At 49.8% G+C, this 18,954-nt stretch carries 20 protein-coding genes; 15 read left to right on the top strand and 5 right to left on the bottom strand.

Annotated features, from left to right (window positions below):
* Nucleotide 1 precedes the first annotated feature (1 nt).
* The gene (gene clpA, locus J9253_RS05410; protein ID WP_210223645.1) at nucleotides 2-2,296 is read left to right on the top strand and encodes an ATP-dependent Clp protease ATP-binding subunit ClpA; all 2,295 of its coding nucleotides are present in this window, start codon (nucleotides 2-4) and stop codon (nucleotides 2,294-2,296) included.
* Nucleotides 2,297-2,346: 50 nt separating this feature from the next.
* Here the strand turns inward: clpA and infA are convergent, their stop codons facing one another.
* Nucleotides 2,347-2,565 carry a translation initiation factor IF-1 gene (infA, locus tag J9253_RS05405; RefSeq protein ID WP_028489898.1) on the bottom strand — a complete coding sequence of 73 codons (219 nt, stop codon included), beginning with the start codon at nucleotides 2,563-2,565 and terminating at the stop codon, nucleotides 2,347-2,349.
* Between the two features lie 185 nt (nucleotides 2,566-2,750).
* On the opposite strand from infA, the gene fabD reads away from it, so the two are divergent.
* The 10 genes from fabD to J9253_RS05355 all read left to right on the top strand — a co-directional run bounded on the left by fabD (nucleotide 2,751) and on the right by J9253_RS05355 (nucleotide 11,249).
* Complete coding sequence (gene fabD / locus J9253_RS05400; RefSeq protein WP_210223644.1) at nucleotides 2,751-3,698, top strand: ACP S-malonyltransferase; 948 nt, start codon at nucleotides 2,751-2,753, stop codon at nucleotides 3,696-3,698.
* Nucleotides 3,698-4,453 (top strand): 3-oxoacyl-ACP reductase FabG, encoded by a 756-nt coding sequence (fabG, locus tag J9253_RS05395; protein ID WP_210223643.1) that lies wholly within the window; start codon nucleotides 3,698-3,700, stop codon nucleotides 4,451-4,453. Before fabD ends, fabG begins: the two co-directional genes overlap by 1 nt.
* Nucleotides 4,454-4,533: 80 nt before the next feature.
* Nucleotides 4,534-4,770: an acyl carrier protein gene (acpP, locus tag J9253_RS05390; protein ID WP_210223642.1), complete on the top strand. Its 237-nt coding sequence runs from the start codon at nucleotides 4,534-4,536 to the stop codon at nucleotides 4,768-4,770.
* A 77-nt stretch (nucleotides 4,771-4,847) separates the two neighbouring features.
* Entirely contained in the window at nucleotides 4,848-6,092 is a 1,245-nt protein-coding gene (fabF, locus tag J9253_RS05385) for a beta-ketoacyl-ACP synthase II (RefSeq protein WP_210223641.1), read from the top strand.
* A complete protein-coding gene (locus tag J9253_RS05380) occupies nucleotides 6,093-7,442 on the top strand; it encodes an aminodeoxychorismate synthase component I (protein ID WP_210223640.1) in 1,350 nt (449 codons plus the stop codon).
* A complete protein-coding gene (pabC, locus tag J9253_RS05375) occupies nucleotides 7,429-8,238 on the top strand; it encodes an aminodeoxychorismate lyase (RefSeq protein WP_210223639.1) in 810 nt (269 codons plus the stop codon). Before J9253_RS05380 ends, pabC begins: the two co-directional genes overlap by 14 nt.
* Nucleotides 8,235-9,272: an endolytic transglycosylase MltG gene (mltG, locus tag J9253_RS05370; RefSeq protein WP_210223638.1), complete on the top strand. Its 1,038-nt coding sequence runs from the start codon at nucleotides 8,235-8,237 to the stop codon at nucleotides 9,270-9,272. Before pabC ends, mltG begins: the two co-directional genes overlap by 4 nt.
* Nucleotides 9,269-9,904 carry a dTMP kinase gene (gene tmk / locus J9253_RS05365; RefSeq protein WP_210223637.1) on the top strand — a complete coding sequence of 212 codons (636 nt, stop codon included), beginning with the start codon at nucleotides 9,269-9,271 and terminating at the stop codon, nucleotides 9,902-9,904. The genes mltG and tmk overlap by 4 nt, the downstream gene beginning before the upstream one ends.
* Complete coding sequence (gene holB / locus J9253_RS05360; RefSeq protein WP_210223636.1) at nucleotides 9,901-10,854, top strand: DNA polymerase III subunit delta'; 954 nt, start codon at nucleotides 9,901-9,903, stop codon at nucleotides 10,852-10,854. Before tmk ends, holB begins: the two co-directional genes overlap by 4 nt.
* Before the next feature lie 17 nt (nucleotides 10,855-10,871).
* Nucleotides 10,872-11,249, top strand: a complete 378-nt coding sequence (locus J9253_RS05355) for a PilZ domain-containing protein (protein WP_210223635.1) — start codon at nucleotides 10,872-10,874, stop codon at nucleotides 11,247-11,249.
* Between the two features lie 129 nt (nucleotides 11,250-11,378).
* Here J9253_RS05355 and J9253_RS05350 read toward each other — a convergent pair whose 3' ends face one another.
* Together J9253_RS05350 and J9253_RS05345 are read right to left on the bottom strand one after the other, a co-directional pair.
* Complete coding sequence (locus tag J9253_RS05350) at nucleotides 11,379-11,801, bottom strand: hypothetical protein (protein ID WP_210223634.1); 423 nt, start codon at nucleotides 11,799-11,801, stop codon at nucleotides 11,379-11,381.
* Nucleotides 11,802-11,809: 8 nt separating this feature from the next.
* Nucleotides 11,810-12,649 (bottom strand): SDR family oxidoreductase, encoded by an 840-nt coding sequence (locus tag J9253_RS05345; RefSeq protein WP_210223633.1) that lies wholly within the window; start codon nucleotides 12,647-12,649, stop codon nucleotides 11,810-11,812.
* Between the two features lie 124 nt (nucleotides 12,650-12,773).
* Between J9253_RS05345 and J9253_RS05340 the strand changes: the two genes are divergently transcribed.
* The 4 genes from J9253_RS05340 (at nucleotide 12,774) to aspS (ending at nucleotide 16,362) form a co-directional block, all read left to right on the top strand.
* On the top strand, nucleotides 12,774-13,037 hold the full coding sequence (locus J9253_RS05340) for an FmdB family zinc ribbon protein (RefSeq protein WP_210223632.1): 264 nt from the start codon (nucleotides 12,774-12,776) through the stop codon (nucleotides 13,035-13,037).
* Between the two features lie 126 nt (nucleotides 13,038-13,163).
* The gene (locus J9253_RS05335) at nucleotides 13,164-13,826 is read left to right on the top strand and encodes an outer membrane beta-barrel protein (protein ID WP_210223631.1); all 663 of its coding nucleotides are present in this window, start codon (nucleotides 13,164-13,166) and stop codon (nucleotides 13,824-13,826) included.
* A gap of 77 nt (nucleotides 13,827-13,903) precedes the next feature.
* Nucleotides 13,904-14,467, top strand: coding sequence for a porin family protein (locus J9253_RS05330; protein ID WP_210223630.1), 564 nt, complete (start codon nucleotides 13,904-13,906; stop codon nucleotides 14,465-14,467).
* Nucleotides 14,468-14,592: 125 nt separating this feature from the next.
* Nucleotides 14,593-16,362, top strand: coding sequence for an aspartate--tRNA ligase (aspS, locus tag J9253_RS05325; protein ID WP_210223629.1), 1,770 nt, complete (start codon nucleotides 14,593-14,595; stop codon nucleotides 16,360-16,362).
* Nucleotides 16,363-16,409: 47 nt separating this feature from the next.
* Here the strand turns inward: aspS and J9253_RS05320 are convergent, their stop codons facing one another.
* Together J9253_RS05320 and J9253_RS05315 are read right to left on the bottom strand one after the other, a co-directional pair.
* Nucleotides 16,410-17,351 (bottom strand): site-specific integrase, encoded by a 942-nt coding sequence (locus J9253_RS05320; RefSeq protein WP_210223628.1) that lies wholly within the window; start codon nucleotides 17,349-17,351, stop codon nucleotides 16,410-16,412.
* A gap of 163 nt (nucleotides 17,352-17,514) precedes the next feature.
* Nucleotides 17,515-18,810, bottom strand: a complete 1,296-nt coding sequence (locus J9253_RS05315; RefSeq protein ID WP_210223627.1) for a hypothetical protein — start codon at nucleotides 18,808-18,810, stop codon at nucleotides 17,515-17,517.
* Nucleotides 18,811-18,954 lie beyond the last annotated feature (144 nt).

Below are 18,954 nucleotides of genomic sequence, written 5' to 3'. Positions count from 1 at the left end.
TATGTTGAGCGCTGAAGTAGAATATTCAATTGAGACCCTGCACCGCGATGCTCGCAGCAGGCGTTACGAGTTTGTCACAGTGGAGCACCTGTTATTGGTGATGCTGGACAACCCTAGTGCTGCGGAGGCGCTGCGTGCCTGTTCGGTGGACATCCCGCAATTACGCCGCGAGCTGGAAATGTTCGTGGAAGAAAACACACCACTGGTTCCAGAGCATGATGTGCAACGTGAGGTGCAGCCAACGCTGGGTTTCCAGCGGGTGATTCACCGTGCCATTTACAGCGCCCAAACCTCCCGCAAGGGGCAGGTAACGGGTGATGCGATTCTGGTGGCCATTTTTGGCGAGCCGGATTCGCACGCCGTGTACTTCCTGTCACGGCATCGGGTAGCACGGCTGGATATCATCAACTTTATTTCCCACGGCATCCGCAAGGACAGGCAGTCAGAGCCGCCGATGGGGCAGGGGCAAGATGATGAGTCGCAACAACCTGCCGCGAACCAGCAAGAAGGCGATTCAGAAGGCGGCGATAACGGCAAGCCGCTGGAAAAATACGCCAGCAACCTGAATGAAATGGCGCTGGAAGGCAAGATTGACCCTTTGATTGGGCGCGATCTGGAAATCGAGCGCACTATTCAGGTGCTATGCCGCCGCCGCAAAAATAATCCGCTGTTGGTGGGTGAAGCTGGCGTTGGTAAAACCGCTATCGCTGAAGGGCTGGCAAAACGCATTGTCGATGGTGAAGTGCCTGAAATCCTTGACGGGGCGGTCATTTACTCGCTGGACATGGGCGCTTTGCTGGCTGGTACCAAATACCGGGGTGATTTTGAAAAACGCCTCAAGGCGGTGTTGAAGCAAGTCAAGAGTGAACCTCATGCGGTGCTATTCATTGATGAAATTCACACGATTATCGGCGCGGGTGCAACTTCCGGCGGCACGATGGATGCTTCCAATCTGATCAAGCCGGTATTGTCGAACGGTGATCTCAAATGCATTGGCTCCACCACCTTTCAGGAATACCACAGCATTTTCGAGAAAGACCGGGCGCTGGCGCGGCGTTTCCAGAAAATCGACGTCAATGAGCCATCGGTGGAAGAAACCATCGAGATCCTCAAAGGCTTGAAATCACGTTTTGAAGCGCACCACAACGTGCGTTATACGCTGCCCGCCCTCAAAGCAGCAGCGGAATTGGCAGCCAAGTACATCAATGACCGCCATTTGCCGGACAAGGCTATTGATGTGATTGATGAGGCGGGTGCAAACCGTCAGATGCAGCCGTCTGCTTCGCGCAAGAAAACCATCAATGTCACCGACATCGAAGACATTGTTGCCAAGATTGCGCGGATTCCACCGAAGTCAGTCTCCACCTCCGATATGCAAACCCTGCGTCATCTGGAGCGTGACCTGAAAATGGTTATTTTCGGGCAGGACAAAGCGGTTGAACAACTGACGGCAGCGATCAAAATGGCGCGTTCCGGCTTGCGGGATGATACCAAGCCGATTGGTTCCTTCATGTTTGCCGGGCCTACTGGGGTGGGTAAAACCGAAGTTTCCAAGCAACTGGCGCAACGGCTGGGCATTGAATTGCTGCGCTTCGACATGTCGGAGTACATGGAGCGCCACACGGTTTCACGCCTGATTGGTGCACCTCCCGGTTATGTGGGGTATGACGAAGGTGGTTTGCTGACCGATGCCATTAACAAGCACCCGCACGCGGTATTGTTGTTGGATGAAATTGAAAAAGCCCACCCGGACATTTTCAACATCCTGCTGCAAGTCATGGATCATGGCACGCTGACCGATGCTAACGGACGCAAGATCGACTTCCGCAACGTGATTCTGATCATGACCAGTAACGCAGGCGCTGAAAATATCAGCCGCAAGTCACTGGGCTTTACCATACAAGACCATGTGCTGGATGCAACGGAAGCGGTTAACCGCACCTTCTCACCAGAATTCCGTAACCGTCTGGATGCCGTTATCCAGTTCAACCCGCTGACAGCAGAAGTGGTGGCTTCAGTAGTCGACAAGTTTGTCATCAAGCTGGAAGCGCAATTGGAGCCGAAAAAGGTTGTGCTGGTAGTGGACGAAGCCGCCCGTCGCTGGTTGGCAACGAAAGGTTACGACCGTCTAATGGGCGCACGCCCAATGGAACGGGTGATTCAAGAACACATCAAGAAACCACTGGCAGATGCCATCTTGTTTGGCGAACTCAGCCAGGGTGGTCGGGTGGAAGTATCGGCAGATGATGAAGGGCTGGTGATTGAAATGCACGGGGTAGAAGCCGTGCCAGCCTGAGCATGATCGGTGGAAACTGACACACTCAATGCGCCCTGATGGGCGCATTGTTATTTGTTGCGGTAGCTGATGCGACCCTTGGTTAGATCGTAAGGGGTAAGCTGTACGGTAACGCGGTCGCCGGTCAGGATGCGGATGTAGTTTTTACGCATACGACCCGAGATGTGGGCGTTTACGACGTGACCATTATCCAGTTGAACGCGGAATGTGGTATTAGGCAGGGTTTCCTGCACAATGCCTTCCATTTCAATGTAATCTTCTTTTGCCATAGGTTCTGTCAATACTTTGGGAATACTAAACGGCGTATTATCCTTGCCACACGCCAGATGACAAGTTCTTTTTTGGATTTCTCCATTTGATAGTTTTCACGGCATCCCTTTTTTATTAGGATAGGACGATTTTACTTTATTCAGGGTGCAAAAGTCGCCCATTTTACGCTGGAGTAGTAGACAACATGACAATCGCGGGTATTTTTCCGGGGCAGAGTTCTCAATCGCTCGGTATGCTGTCGGCATTGGGCACAGACTTTGCGGAAGTGCGTGATACGTTTCAGGAAGTTTCCGATATATTGGGGCGCGATTTTTGGCTAATGTGTCAGGAAGGCACCGAAGCAGCCATTAATAGCACTGAAAATACCCAACCTTTGATGTTGGCGGCAGGCGTTGCCGTATGGCGTGTTTGGTTGAAGCAGGGCGGTTGCCAGCCAGTCGTGTTTGCCGGGCATAGTCTTGGTGAATATTCAGCATTGGTTGCTGCCGGGGCGTTGGCTTTTACTGATGCGGTTAGTCTGGTGGCGGAACGTGCCCGTTTGATGCAATCCGCTGTTGCTGACGGTGAAGGCGCAATGGCAGCCATTTTGGGGCTAGACGATGTGCAAATCGTAGCGGCGTGCGCACAGGCGGCGCAAGGTGATGTGGTCGAAGCGGTGAATTTTAATTCACCCGGTCAGGTGGTCATTGCAGGAAGTGCGGCTGCCATTGATCGCGCCATACAGGCGGCTACCGCAATGGGGGCAAAAAAAGCCGTCAAACTGTCGGTCAGCGTGCCTTCGCATTGTGCGTTGATGAAACCTGCTGCCGAAAAGCTGGCCGTCCGCTTGGCAGCCACCCCTTTCAGCCCAGCACAAATACCTGTTTTGCATAACGTTGATGCGGCGATTCGCGATACGGTGGACAGCACCCGCGCTGCGCTGGAACAACAGCTCTATCGTCCGGTACGCTGGGTTGATACCATCCTGAACCTACAGGGGCAATACGCTGCCACGGCGGCGGTTGAGTTTGGCCCCGGTAAAGTGTTGGTTAGCCTGAACAAGCGTATCGACCGTAAGCTCACCAGCGTTTGTATTCTGGATAGCAAAACATTAGAAGAAGCATTGAAACTTTGTGAGGAGGCGGCAGCTTAATGGATTCACTCATCAATTTGCAGGGCGAAATTGCTCTGGTCACTGGTGCAAGCCGTGGCATCGGGCGCAGTATTGCAGAAATGCTGGGTAAGGCTGGCGCGACGGTCATTGGTACGGCAACCAGCGAAAAAGGTGCGGATGCTATTTCTGCTTACCTGACAGAAGCGGGCGTTGCTGGTAAGGGCATGGTACTCGATGTGGCGGACAAGGATTCTATCGAAAGCGTTGTCAAAGCGGTGACGGGTGATTTTGGTTCGATTAGCGTCTTGATCAACAATGCAGGCATTACCCGCGACAATCTGTTGATGCGCATGAAAGATGAGGAGTGGGATGACATCATCACCACCAACCTAACCTCTGTTTACCGCATGAGCAAAGCCTGTATGCGCGGCATGACCAAGGCTAAAAAAGGCCGTATCATTTCGATTTCATCGGTGGTGGGTGCATCCGGTAATCCGGGGCAAACCAACTATGCGGCGGCAAAAGCCGGGCTGGTCGGTTTTTCCAAATCACTGGCGCGTGAAATCGGTTCCCGCAATATCACGGTCAACGTGGTAGCTCCGGGCTTTATTGATACCGACATGACTCGCGAACTTTCTGAAGAGCAGCGCAACAACCTGTTGCAAAATATTCCGCTTTCTCGCTTGGGACAGCCGGGCGAAATTGCTGGTGCGGTGCTGTTTTTGGCGTCCCCATTGGGTGCTTACATCACTGGCGAGACAATTCATGTGAATGGTGGTATGTATATGGCGTAAACCTGCTGGTATGATGCAGAGGTTTTAAATACAATAGTCCACCGCGACAAACATTTTTTATTTACGAGGAACATAAGACCATGAGCGATATAGAAGAACGCGTCAAGAAAATCGTTGTTGAACAACTGGGTGTTGATGAAACTGAAGTCACTAATGATGCTTCCTTCATTCACGATCTCGGCGCGGATTCTCTGGACACCGTCGAACTGGTTATGGCACTGGAAGAAGAATTCGGTGCTGAGATCCCTGATGAAGATGCAGAAAAGATCACAACGGTCCAAGCTGCTATTGATTACATCAAGGCTCAGCAGGGTTAATTCCTGCCAGCAAACCGCAGCCCGTTTGTGATGGGGTGCGGTTTTCTCATTTATCACGACAAGATAGGGGCATAAGTTTGTCTAAGCGACGTGTAGTAGTAACAGGTCTCGGCATTGTTTCACCTGTTGGTTCCAAGCTGGAAACAGCATGGGACAATATCAAAGCTGGCCGCAGCGGGATTAACCGGATTAGTTCTGACCTGTTCGATGCCAGTGCCTTCAGTGTACGAATTGCTGGTAACGTCAAAGGTTTCAATGCCGACGATTACATCAAGCCGAAAGACCAGAAAAAAATGGATAAATTTATCCATTACGGTATCGGTGCGGGTGTTGAGGCTATTCGTGACTCAGGTTTGGAAGTCACCGAAGAGAATGCTGAGCGCATCGGTGTGCTCATGGGTTCCGGGATCGGTGGTTTGGACACGATTGAGCGCAACTACGCGACGTTCCTCAACGGTGGGCCACGCAAGATTTCCCCGTTCTTCGTGCCTGCAAGTATTATCAACATGGTGGCAGGTAACTTGTCCATCATGTTTGGCCTGAAAGGGCCGAATATGTCGATCGTTTCGGCGTGTGCAACAGCCACTCATAGTATCGGTGATGCAGCGCGGATGATTGTGTATGGCGATGCAGATGTGATGATTGCCGGTGGCTCAGAAATGGGGTCTACCCCGTTGGGTATCGGTGGTTTTGCTGCTGCTCGTGCACTGTCTACCCGTAACGATGATCCAGAAGCGGCCAGCCGCCCGTGGGATGTTGACCGTGACGGTTTCGTGCTAGGTGATGGCGGTGGCGTATTGGTGTTAGAAGAATACGAATTCGCCAAAAAACGCGGCGCACGTATCTACTGTGAACTGGTCGGTTACGGCATGAGCAGCGACGCTTACCACATGACCACTCCATCGGAAGGTGGTGAAGGCGCAGCACGTTGCATGGTCAATGCCATGAAAGACGCAGGCTTGAATGCGGCAGATGTGGATTATGTGAATGCACACGGCACTTCTACACCTGCGGGTGATAAGGCTGAAACCATGGCGGTCAAACGTGCGCTGGGTGATCATGCTTACAAAGTGGCAGTCAGTTCCACCAAGTCCATGACTGGGCACTTGTTGGGTGCGGCGGGTGGTATTGAAGCGGTATTCAGCGTGTTGGCTATCCGTGACCAGATCCTGCCACCGACCATCAATATGGATAATCAGGATCCTGAATGTGATTTGGACTACGTGCCAAACGTTGCCCGTGAAACCACCGTCAATGTTGCCATGAGCAACTCCTTCGGCTTCGGGGGCACGAACGGAACCCTGATTTTCAAGAAAATCTGATTGCATACGCAAACCTTCAAGGGCGAGCATGATTTGCTCGCCCTGCATGAACAGAATCCTACCCGTTATCCTTTCCTGCTGGAAAGTGTCGCTACCTCACCCCTTAACCGTTACAGCCTGCTGTTTGCGTTTCCGCAGGAAACCTTGCGCCTAGATGATTTGGGTGAAGAGAGCTTCTGTACACGATTGGATGCTGCTTGGGTAGAAGAAACCCCTCCCGGCCTCCCCTTATCAGGGGAGAGACAAGAACTGCCATTTCGGGGGGGGTGGTTTCTGTATCTGGGGTATGAACTGGTTGGGCAGTTGGAACCGACGCTGCAATTACCGGCTACTTCGCAAGCTTTACCGATTGCTTTAGCGGTGCGTATTCCGGCGGCAATCATCGTCGATCATCAGCGCAATGAAACGACGGTGGTGGCGGAAGAGGGGTTTCAACAGGAATTTGTATCTATGTTGGAAGCCATTGCCAAGGTAGATGCTACCTCTTCCTCCTCCCCTGATAAGGGGAGGCCAGGAGGGGTTTCTTTGTCCGAAGACCCACCCGAACATTACACCGCTGGCGTGGAACGCATCCGCGACTACATCAGTGCTGGTGATGTTTTTCAGGTCAACTTGTCGCGTGCATGGCGGGGGGAGCTACACGCCGAACAGCGTGCAGTGGACTTGTACCGCCAATTGCGCACCACCAATCCTGCACCTTTCGCGTGTCTGGCTGACTTCCATGACTTCGCCATCATCAGTTCTTCGCCGGAACGTTTAGTAAGAGTGCATAATGGCACGGTCGATACCCGCCCCATCGCTGGAACCCGCCCGCGTGGTGACAATGCCGCCGATGATCAGGCATTGCTGGAAGAACTGATTGCCCACCCCAAGGAACGCGCCGAACACATCATGCTAATTGATCTGGAACGCAACGATCTGGGGCGTATCTGCGACTATGGCACGGTCAAGGTTAATGAGTTAATGACGGTGGAAAGTTACCAGCATGTCCATCACATTGTCTCCAATATTCAGGGCAAGCTGCGGGATGGCATGACGCCGGGGCAAGTTATCCGCGCCGTATTCCCCGGTGGCACGATCACTGGCTGCCCCAAAGTGCGTTGTATGGAAATCATCGCGGAACTGGAACAGACGGGCAGGGGGGCATACACCGGCTCGGTAGGCTATTTAAACCATAACGGTGACATGGATCTGAATATCCTGATCCGTACCATGACCTTGCAAGGCAGGCGCCTGCAATTCCGCACTGGCGCTGGCATCGTAATGGACTCGGTTGCACCCAACGAACTCAAGGAAACTCGCCACAAAGCACGGGGTTTGCTGCGAGCTATCGGCCATGATACAGGTTAATGGGTGCGTTACTGATCACCTGCCTGTAACCGACCGTGGCTTGTTGTACGGCGATGGTGTGTGGGAAACCATCGGTGTGCGGCAGGGCAGGCCGCAACTGCTGGAATGGCACTTGGAACGCTTGCAAACAGGTTTGTCGGCTTTGGGCATAGCGTCGCTGGACTGGGATGCCTTTCGTGAGGAAATCAGTGTCGCTTGTGAAGGTGAGGAACGCGCCATCCTCAAGCTGATTGTTACCCGTGGGGTGGGGCAGCGCGGTTACAACCCGCCTACCCTGTTGCCGCCTACCCGCATCCTGCAAGTTACTCCCTGGCCTGAATACCCTGCCGCTTACACCGCTACTGGCATTCGCCTGACGTTATGTGAAACCCGTCTCGCCCAGCAGCCGCGCTTGGCAGGTTTTAAACACCTTAACCGGCTGGAACAAGTGCTGGCTCGTGCTGAATTCGGCAGCGAATTTCAGGAAGGTTTGGTTCGCGATTATCACGGCAATGTCATTGAAGGCACAATGAGTAACCTGTTTATTATCCGCACTGATGGTACTGTTGCGACCCCTGAACTTAGCCAATGCGGTATTGCGGGAATAATGCGCCGATATATTGCTCAAACGCTTGAGAAATTCTCCATCGAATGCCACATTCAACCTTTGGCGTTGAAGGATGTCGAGCAGGCTCAAGCAATATTCATGACCAATTCCCTGATTGGTGTGTGGCCTGTGCACGAATTTTCCGGAAATTTATATAACATTCCGTTGTTAGTCAGGGAGTTACAGGCGGAAATACTATTATTACCATGAAGCTGCTATTCAAACTATTCAGTATCCTATTCCTCACGGCGGTTATCATCATTGGTTTCATGCTGTGGTATCAATACAATACGTTTCTCAAGACACCGCTGACGGTGACGCCTGAACATGCCACCTTCGAGATCAAACCCGGCAGTAATATCCGTCAGGTGTCGAATCAGCTTGAAGCGAAAAACATTATTCCTTACGGCTTGTTGTTCTTTGCCCATGCTCGTTTGCAAGGTAAAGCAGGCCAGATCAAAGCAGGTGAGTACCAGCTTGAGACTGGCATGAAGCCTGATGACTTGCTGAAAAAATTCATCGCGGGGCAGGTGATTCAATACCAGATGAGTATTATTGAAGGTAAGCGCTTCACGGATATTGTGGCAGATATTCGTAAGGATCCGACGATTGAAACGACGCTCTCCGACGCCGATTTGCAGGCTATTATGTCTAAACTTGGTGCAGCAGCAGGGATGCAACCAGAAGGCTGGTTCTTCCCGGATACTTACCATTTTCCACGCAAAACCACCGATCTCGAATTCCTGCAACGTAGCCACAAAGCCATGCAAGACTATCTGGACAAGGCATGGGAAGGGCGGGTTCTCAATCCAACGATTACCACACCTTATCAGGCGCTGATTCTGGCTTCCATCGTCGAAAAGGAAACCGGGCTTCCCGAAGAACGCCCGTTGGTGGCGCGGGTTTTCCTCAACCGTCTGGAAAAAGGCATGATGTTGCAAACTGACCCGACGGTCATTTACGGCATCGGCGACAAATACGATGGCAATATCCGCAAAGTAGATTTGCAAACGGATACGCCTTACAACACTTATACCCGTTTTGGCTTGCCGCCAACACCGATTGCAACACCCAGCAAGGCTGCGATTGATGCGGTAATGCATCCAGTCGCGAGCAATGCCCTGTATTTTGTGGCGACTACGCCCGGCGGGGCCTCACAGTTTTCTGAAACATTGGATCAGCACAACCAGGCAGTACGGCAATACATCCTCAATCGCAAAAAAGCCACGGAGCAAAAACCATGAAACGTGGTGTCTTCATCAGCCTCGAAGGCGGGGAAGGTGCTGGCAAAAGCACCAATGCCACTTGGTTGGCAGATTACTTGCGCTCACAGGGCAAAACAGTGCTGGTGACACGCGAACCGGGTGGAACCGAAGTTGCCGAAGCTATCCGCGAAGTGTTGCTGTCACCTGGGCTGCCGGGAATGAATGCGGACACTGAATTGCTACTGATGTTTGCAGCGCGTAATGAACATTTACAGTCCAAAATTCTGCCAGCACTAGGGCAGGGTACGTGGGTCATTTGCGACCGTTTTACCGATGCCACTTATGCCTATCAAGGTTACGGGCGCGGCATTTCACTGGCACGTATTGCGGAGCTGGAACACTGGGTGCAAGGCAATTTACGCCCCGATTATGTGATCCTGTTTGATCTGGATGTCGCCACCGGCATGGCGCGGGCGCAAGCACGCGGGCGTGCTGACCGTTTCGAGCAGGAACACGTCGCTTTTTTCGAGCGGATTCGGGTGGGTTATCAGGAAAGGGCGCAACAGTCGCCGCAGCGTTACCCCATCATCAATGCAGCGCAATCACTGGAACAGGTCAGGCAGCAATTACAGGCCGTCGCTGAGCGTATTGTCGCGGAAGCCGTCACATGATTTACCCCTGGCAAACGCAGGCATGGGAGAGTGTGCAACAGGCCAAAACGGGCAACCATTTGCACCATGCCTTGCTGTTCAGCGGGGAGGAGGGCTGTGGCAACGACACTTTCATTCAGGAAGTTGCTAAAGGTCTGCTGTGCCTGAAGCCACACCCTGATGGTATTGCCTGTGGGGAATGCCGTAGTTGTCAGGTATTTGCTTCTGGTGCACACCCGGATTTCATGTCGATCAGGTTACTGGAGGACAAACAGGCTATCCTGATTGACCAGATTCGTGAGTTGAACTATTTTCTGGGGCTGAGCCGCAGTTATAGTTTACGGCGGGTAGTGATCATTGCTCCGGCTGAGCGGATGAACATCAATGCTGCGAATAGTTTGTTGAAATCACTGGAAGAACCAGCGCCAGATACGCACATATTGCTGCTGACGGCGCATCCGGCAGTGTTGTTGCCCACCATCCGCAGTCGCTGCCAACGTGCCCGCTTGCCGCTGCCTACACACACTGATGCTTTGCAATGGCTACAGCAGCATAATTTGCAACATCCTGCTAAACAATTGCTGGCAAGCACGGCTGGCAGGCCACTAGCTGCTTTAGAACTCGATACCACCGATACTTTGGCACAACGTCAACAGTGGCTAACGCATTTGGCAGAATGTGTACAAGGGCAGGGGAGTATTACAGCCATTTCGGCGCATTGGGAAAAATTTGACAAAAGCCAATTGCTGGACTGGCAGTTGGATTGGTTGCTTTCCTTGTTAAAACAGGAGGTTGGTAATGGCGAAGCTGAACCGGACGATAAATTACGCGACTTGCATCGCTTGTTAGGTCAGCGACGTATCTTGAGCCTATATGATAAATTGCTTGAGCTGAAGAAATTATCCACTCATCCTCTTAACGCCCGGTTATTGCTAGAATCCATGCTAATATTGTGGCGACAAACAAATTAGTAATTTAGAGAGTGTTAATGGACGATACCCAGCAGATACAGCAAAAGAGAAAGGAGGATAGCGGTCCAGCCAGCCTCTCGATGGCTATTGCTGAAAAATCTGCATTGCACGCTTGTTACATGCCGTTTATTAAGGACGGAGGCATGTTTGTACCGACTACTGACAAATTCACCTTGCACGACGATATTATTCTGCACTTGCGCTTAGTTGAGGATGGCAAGAAACTGCTGATTCCAGGGCGAGTGGTGTGGATTGCACCGGGTGTAGGTCAGCGTGGAACCAGCCCCGGTATCGGTTTGCAATTTACAGGTGAGCACCGTTTCCGTGTCAAACAATTTATTGAAGAAATGTTGGGGGATCTCCTCAAACAACCTTCCGCCAATCCTGCTTACTGAAGGACTTCTGGGATACCTATTACATAACTACGCATAATACATATTATGTCAATTTGACATAATATAAGTGAAGTGCAGTTATGTAATAGAGTAAGAGTAGATGACATTGAACGTCATCTACCTTGGTCGTTAAAGGCGTTTACAGATCGGTGAATCGTCTGGTGTTTCCACACTGCGAACGATCGTATCGACGAAAGCATTCAATTCATCGGTAGTAATGACCGTCAATATCCGGCTCATGATGACAGGATCTACCTGCGCGATGGTTTGGCTTCCGTCTGCCAGTTGCAGATAAATACCAGCAGTACTCTTCGAGTCGTCATCCTCTATCCCTGCTTCTACTAATGCCTGATCTTCGTCACTGAGCATATCGTATAGGTCGTCCAGCTCATCCCACAGGTCATCATCGACCCCTTCCGCTATTTTGAGGACAATAGCGCCCTGCACAGGCTCAATTTCACGTTCAAAGTGCAAGTCGTGTTCTTGTAACGCCACAATAAACTTGTCAGCGATGGCTTGGGTAAAAAACAGGTATTCGAGTACTTCATTCATATTGCAACCTACTGATTTTCTTTGTTTGATATGCGTAACAGGACTTTATCCAACCATTTGGTCGGCAGTATGCGCCGCAACGTCCAAAACAGATGAGCTGGCACGGTCACCGGGTAACGCGCCTTGGGATGGTGGCTTTCCAGCGCGAGAATCACTTTCGCCAGCACTGCCTCTGGTGGCAAGGTAAACGGTGCTGCTGGTCCTTCCTTTTCCAGACGCTGGATATTGCCCTGGTATTTTAGCCGATGCACGCTTTGGTCGATACTGACTTGTTCCTTGAGGGACTGCAAAGCATTGGCGCGAAAACGGCTCTCAATTGGCCCAGGCTCGATCAGACAGACGTTGATGTCCGTATCTGCCAGTTCCAGCCGCAAGGTGTCTGCCATGCCTTCTATGGCATATTTGCTGGCATTGTATGCCCCACGAAACGGTAAGGCCACATAACCCAGCAAGGAACTGTTGTAAATGATCCGCCCTTCGTTACGTTGGCGAAAGATAGGCATCAGCATGGTGGTCAATTGATGCCAACCAAACACGTTCGTCGCAAACTGCTTTTCCAATGCTTCGCGTGACAGGTCTTCCAAAGCGCCTGCCTGACCGTAAGCGCCATTGTGGAAAACGGCGTATAACTCACTGTTGGTACGCAACATCAATTCATAAACCGCATCCTGAACGCTTTCCGGGTCAGCCAGATCCAATTGTAGGGTTTTGAAGCCCTCGCCTTCCAGCCTCTCCACATCTTCCTGTTTGCGGGCAGAGGCATAAACCTGATAGCCGCGTTCACGCAACCCTTTCGCGACACAATAACCAATGCCACTGGAACACCCGGTAATCAACACATTACGCATGTTTTGTCAGTCCTCTGCACATCAAGCGATAGATAAAGGAGAGAATGTAACGTGATTCATTGAATTCAGGCAACCGTACCCCTATTATCACGGCCTGCTAATATACACGGACTAGAGTGAAAATATGCCTATTTATGCTTATCAATGCAGTGCTTGCGGTCATGAGATGGAAGCATTACAGAAAATGTCGGATGCGCCTCTTACCGAGTGCCCATCCTGTCATGCGTCAGCGCTGACGAAAAAAGTAACGGCTGCCGCGTTTCGCTTAGGCGGTGGTGGTTGGTATGAAACCGATTTCAAAAGCGGGAACAAGAAAAATCTTGCGGGTAATGATGCGCCCTCTTCCGCTTGCGGCACAGGGGCTTGTCCTGCCAGCAAAACAGATTAATCTGAGCGCTTGGGCTGGCTTTCTTCCACTTATCGGAAAAAACGGGGGACTCATTGCGTATTGCCCGCAGACCAGAATAAAATGATCGAGCTTGCTTAATTACAACAATAAAAGGTCATAAGCATTATGAAAAAATCTATTTTGGTAGCAGTCCTAGCTACCTTTTCTGCTTCTTCTGTGTTCGCTGGTGGTTCAATTTTTGGTGGTTCAGACGATGACAGTGCTGGCTCTGGTGCTATGTATGGCGGTGCTAGTATTGGCCAAACCAGTGATAGCACCTGTAACTCCGTTGTTGATCAAGGTGGTGCGTTACTAGGTAATGTTGACTGCCCTACTCCAAGTGGTTGGAAAATATTTGGCGGTTACAAAGTTACGCCAAATCTGGCGGTTGAAGGCTCTTATATTGATTTTGGCGATGCTACCACTAGCGGTACTATTCCTGTTATCCCCGGTTTGAACGCAGTCCCTAACGCTACCGCTTTGTCTTCATCTGCAACAGGGTTTAACGTATCAGGCGTTGCCAGTGTTGCAGCAACGGATGAAGTTAACTTGTTTGGTAAAGCAGGCATGATGATGTGGGACAAAAAGACAGCGGTAACCATTCAAAATGTTGGCCCTACCGCTGCCACGGTAACTCAAGAAACGTCTACTGATGGCGTTGGTATATCACTGGGTGCTGGTGCCGAGTACAAAATCAACGACAACTGGGGTATACGTGGTGAAGTTGAGCATTTCGACGGCTTAAATTCAAACCTGTATTCTGCTGGTGCGACATTTTCAACTTTCTAAATATTATCATTTCCTTGTTACTAAACTCCCAGCCCCTCCTTGCGATAAGGAAGGGGTTTTCAAGAAGGAAACCCCCAATGAAGTCTACTCTGTTATTTTGTCTCTTAGGCATGATGATGGCTCCTTCTGCCGTGCAGGCTGAAGATATATTTAACGAAACAATGACTGAACCCGGTCAGTTTTACGCAGGTTTCAGCCTGCTTAAGTCTGAAGCAGAATGCAGCTATGAAGGTGTCGCTTGTGACAGCACTGGCTACAAACTCGCGACTGGCTACAAATTCAATGAGCACCTTGCGGTGGAAGGCGGTTACTACGATCTGTTCAATAATGATGGTACTAATCCCTCTACCTTGAAAAGATCATCCGTTAATGCTTCTGGCTTGGCTTTGTCTGGCATTGGAACTTACTCCATCAATGACAAAACATCCTTATCTGGTCGAGCGGGTATCATGGCTTGGCAAGCTGACGGTAATACCGATGGCATTCGAGTTGATGCCATGAGCGGTACAGACATATTGCTCGGTGTTGGTGGAGGTTACAAGCTGAATGACCATTGGCAAATGCGTGGAGAATATGAACACGTTAGCGGTGATCTGGAAGCCAATATTTATTCCGTTGGTACAACACTCTCTACCCTGTAAACAACACGCATTCCTTTATCCAGCTTGCGTATAAGGCTGTCAGGGCTTAACATTCCCGGCTTTACAGGCAACGTTCCCGACCCAATACTCTTTCGGGCACGAATGGAAACAAACAGGAATAAGCAATGCGTAGCCATTATTGTGGGCAGGTGGATGAAGCCCTGCTGGATCAGCAAGTTACTTTGTGTGGGTGGGTAAACCGTCGTCGGGATCACGGCGGGGTTATTTTTATTGATTTGCGCGACCGCGAAGGGCTGGTACAGGTTGTATTTGACCCTGACCGTGTGGATGTTTTTAACACTGCTGAAAAGTCGCGTAATGAGTACGTATTACAAGTGGTGGGTAAGGTACGTCGTCGCCCTGCTGGCACAGAAAATGCCAACCTGCGTAGTGGCCAAATTGAAATTCTCGGTCTTGAATTAAACGTTTTAAATGCGTCTGAAACCCCACCCTTCCAATTGGACGAAGACAACGTTAACGAAGAAACCCGCCTGACGTATCGCTACATTGACTTGCGCCGCCCTGAAATGCAAAAACGGATGCAGATGCGAGCCAAAGTCACTGGCTTTTTGCGCCGTTTCCTGGAAGACAATGGTTTCCTCGACATCGAAACCCCGATGCTGACCAAGGCAACACCAGAAGGTGCACGCGATTATCTCGTGCCTAGCCGTACTCATCCGGGGTCATTCTTCGCCCTGCCCCAGTCACCACAGTTGTTCAAGCAATTGCTGATGATGTCCGGCATGGATCGTTACTACCAGTTTGCACGTTGCTTCCGTGACGAAGACCTACGGGCTGACCGCCAGCCTGAATTCACCCAGTTGGATATTGAAACTTCCTTTATGGATGACAATGCCATCATGGGAATGATGGAAGACATGATGCGGGCTACTTTCAAGGAAACCCTTGGGGTAGAATTGCCTAACCCGCTGCCACGGATGCCCTATTCCGAAGCCATGCACCGTTTTGGTTCTGACAAGCCTGACATGCGCATTCCGCTGGAGTTTATCGAAATCAGCGACCTGATGGAAAACGTTGAATTCAAGGTATTCTCTGCACCAGCCAAAGACCCTGACAGCCGCGTCGTTGCCATGCGCCTTCCTAAAGGTGCTGAGTTATCACGTAAAGAAATCGACGACTACACTAACTTTGTCGGGCGTTATGGTGCAAAAGGCTTGGCTTATATCAAGGTCAATGATGCTGCTACTGGGCGTGATGGTCTGCAATCCCCTATCCTGAAATTCCTGCCGGATGAAACTGTCAGTGGTATTATGGAACGTACCGGAGCACAAACCGGCGACCTAATTTTCTTTGGGGCTGACAAATCCCGCGTGGTTAACGATGCACTGGGTGCATTACGGGTCAAGTTGGGTCATGACCGGGGCTTGGTCGAAGGTGAATGGGCAGCCTTATGGGTTGTTGATTTCCCAATGTTTGAATGGGATGACAAAGATAACCGTTGGGTTGCACTGCATCACCCCTTCACTGCACCTAAAGGCACACCGGAAGAATTGCTGGCTAACCCCAGTCAAGCGCTTTCCATCGCGTATGACATGGTATTGAACGGTACCGAAGTCGGTGGTGGTTCAGTACGTATTCATAGCATGGAAATGCAGAAGTCTGTATTCAAATTACTGGGTATTTCTGATGAAGAAGCCAATGAGAAATTCGGCTTCTTGTTGAATGCCTTGAAATACGGCTGCCCTCCTCACGGTGGCTTGGCCTTTGGTCTGGATCGCTTGATCATGTTGATGACTGGCTCCCAATCTATCCGTGATGTGATGGCATTCCCGAAAACCCAAACAGCCGCTTGCCCATTAACCGATGCACCCGCAGAAGTTAATCTCAAGCAATTACGTGAGTTGAATATCCGGGTACAGTTACCACAGAAGTAATATCTAGCGATATAAAATCATCCTGCTGAATCAGTAGGATGATTTTATTACAGAAAACTATTCCCTGCGTGATTTTTAAATAATTCAGCATTACGTACATAACTTTTTACCGTTTGTACCGATTTATGTCTAGAAATATCCATTATTTTGAATAGGTTAGCGCCAGCCTCAGCCGCTGAAGTAATGAATCCTGAACGTAAACTATGTCCACTAAATTCATTAGGATTCAAACCTGCTGCCATTGCATATCGCTTAACAATCTCAGCAACCGAACGATCACTTAAAGTTTGTTTGCGAATTTTTCCGTTTTTTGTAATAGGTCTAAAAATTGCGCCTTCCTTAATTCCAGCAGATGTTAAGTAGTCTTGTAGTACACCTACAACATTTAAACGTCCATTCAAGATAGCAATCGTATGGCCTTCTCTCTCTTGGTCAGTTTTAGATTTCCTTATTAAGACTTTTAGTCCATCAGAAACTTCTTCTAAATCTGCCACTGTTAAGCCAACTAATTCAGAGCGACGAAACGCTCCTGCAAACCCTAACAACAAAACCGCTTTGTCACGTTTGCCTTGCAAGGTTTTAATATTACATTGCGCGATCATTTGGTAGATTTTATCTATAGTTGCCGCTGATTTTTTGGTAGCACGTACCCCGCTACTTCTACGGATACCCTTTAAAGTAACACTGACCAATTTATCAGATGTCGGTGTTGAGTATCCTGCCGCTTCATGAGCATAACGAATAGCAGCAACCCGTCGATTCAGGGTTGAAGGAGAAACCCCTTCATTCGCTTGGCTAGCAAGAAAGTCAGCAACCGTCACTGCGTTAGCAGGAATGATAGAAAGGCTTCTTGCCTCGCACCATTCAGCAAAAATTTTTATATCAGTACGGTAAGCCTTGCGTGTAGCTGTACTCGTTGCTTCTACAACAAAGTGATGAGCTTGTTCACTAACACAGGGTATCTTTTGTTCTATCGACGAAATATCCATCAATTTCCCCTTATCAAGACAACTTCCGAGAATAACACTTATCGGAAGTTATTACTATTGATAATAAAACTTACTACGTAAAAACATATTTAGAAAAAATACTCTTTCATAGTAATTACTTAGTGAGATTTAATATTGAATACTTATTAAGTATTTTACGTATTTAGTTTTTTACTAGCTCAAAGAAGGTAGCTGGTTTGCCACTACGCCCGTCAGAACGTTGTTTTACCGTTCGCTTGACTCTGCCTTGTGTTTCTAGTGACTTCAGCAAAGTATTCATCGCAGCAGATTTGATATTCTGTTGAAAAACGTTGACCCTAATTTGGGTGGTGGTCAACTTACCGTGTTTACGCAATGCTGCCATGATCTTGCCTTCGTCCTCGTTCTGCTCCCCTTCAAAGATGTAGGCGACGCTGCCGAGGCAATAATCCCAGATATGAGTGGCCGCCTGTAAATGTTGCGGCGCAACCTGCTCTTCACAATCCAGCAAGGCAAAAATACAGGCAAGCCGTAATACTTGGACACGTGAACGCTCTGACATCGGAGAATTCACTTTCGCCAGCGACAACGCCAAGGTGCTCCACAATTCCAGGGATTCGGGTGACAGCGACAATTCGTTAACATCACTGGAAAACTGAACCGCTTTAGCGACGGCATCCGCGTAATGCAGCATTTTGACGACTGGGATGCTTTCTGGGATAGCAACAATTTTCGGACGACGCACACAGATCCACAGAATACGACTGGCGAGTGCCGTAGCATATTCACTTTGTTCTAAGCGCTTCACCAATTCTTCATAGGTAATGTGACCGACGAAACACACATGCGCATCAGTAACCGTCACGCGGTTATTTTTGGTTAACGGTGAAAAGTTACCGGTATCCCAAAAGCGGCGGATCGCGGCTGAAACGGTATTACCTTCGCGGCGGGCAGCCTGTAACACAGCCGCAAATTCTTCTTCAAGGATCATCAAGCGTTTGTCGGTAACGCCCTTATCAGTAGGATTACCATCCTCATCGTCAGTATCCGCAGGGTCACGTACCGCCCAAGCCAACCCCTCCCCGCTCGACATCGGGCCATCGCGGTAAAGTGCCAAAGGCAAGCCCATTTTACGAAGTTGCACGCCCACGTAATCCAGCATGAGCTTCCTAACGGGGGCTGCGGCAGTGCCCTTCCCCCCACCAGCAGAACTCGCCGTGACACTAAACAGCCGTGGTGGTGCTTCAACATCCCCCAGACGCAGCACAGCCTTGTTACCAAAATAAGCCCCTGCCCACGTCAATAAATGGATCAGCACCCCAATCGGGTCAGCCTCAGATTGTTGGCAAGCTTCAAAGGCAAAACGTCCGGCAATGCCGTAGTAACAACCTTCGTGTGGTATCGGAAATTCTGACGGCGCTTCTTCGATCTCAATCGTATTGTATGAACCCGTATCAGGCAGCTTGACGACGTTGCTCATGGTGTTATCCCTCGGTAACTAAGTACGTTTAATTATACAGTAATTATCCAGAATTAAAACAACATAACTTACTAATTTTAATGAAATTAATTATTTTTACGTAAGTACGTTTAAAAATTTAACTCTTATACAGTCAAAGAGACA

It is taken from the genome of Thiothrix litoralis (assembly GCF_017901135.1).
GTDB classification, from domain to species: domain Bacteria; phylum Pseudomonadota; class Gammaproteobacteria; order Thiotrichales; family Thiotrichaceae; genus Thiothrix; species Thiothrix litoralis.
Note: the sequence above shows the minus strand (reverse complement) of the source record. Positions and strands in the feature narration are given on the sequence as shown.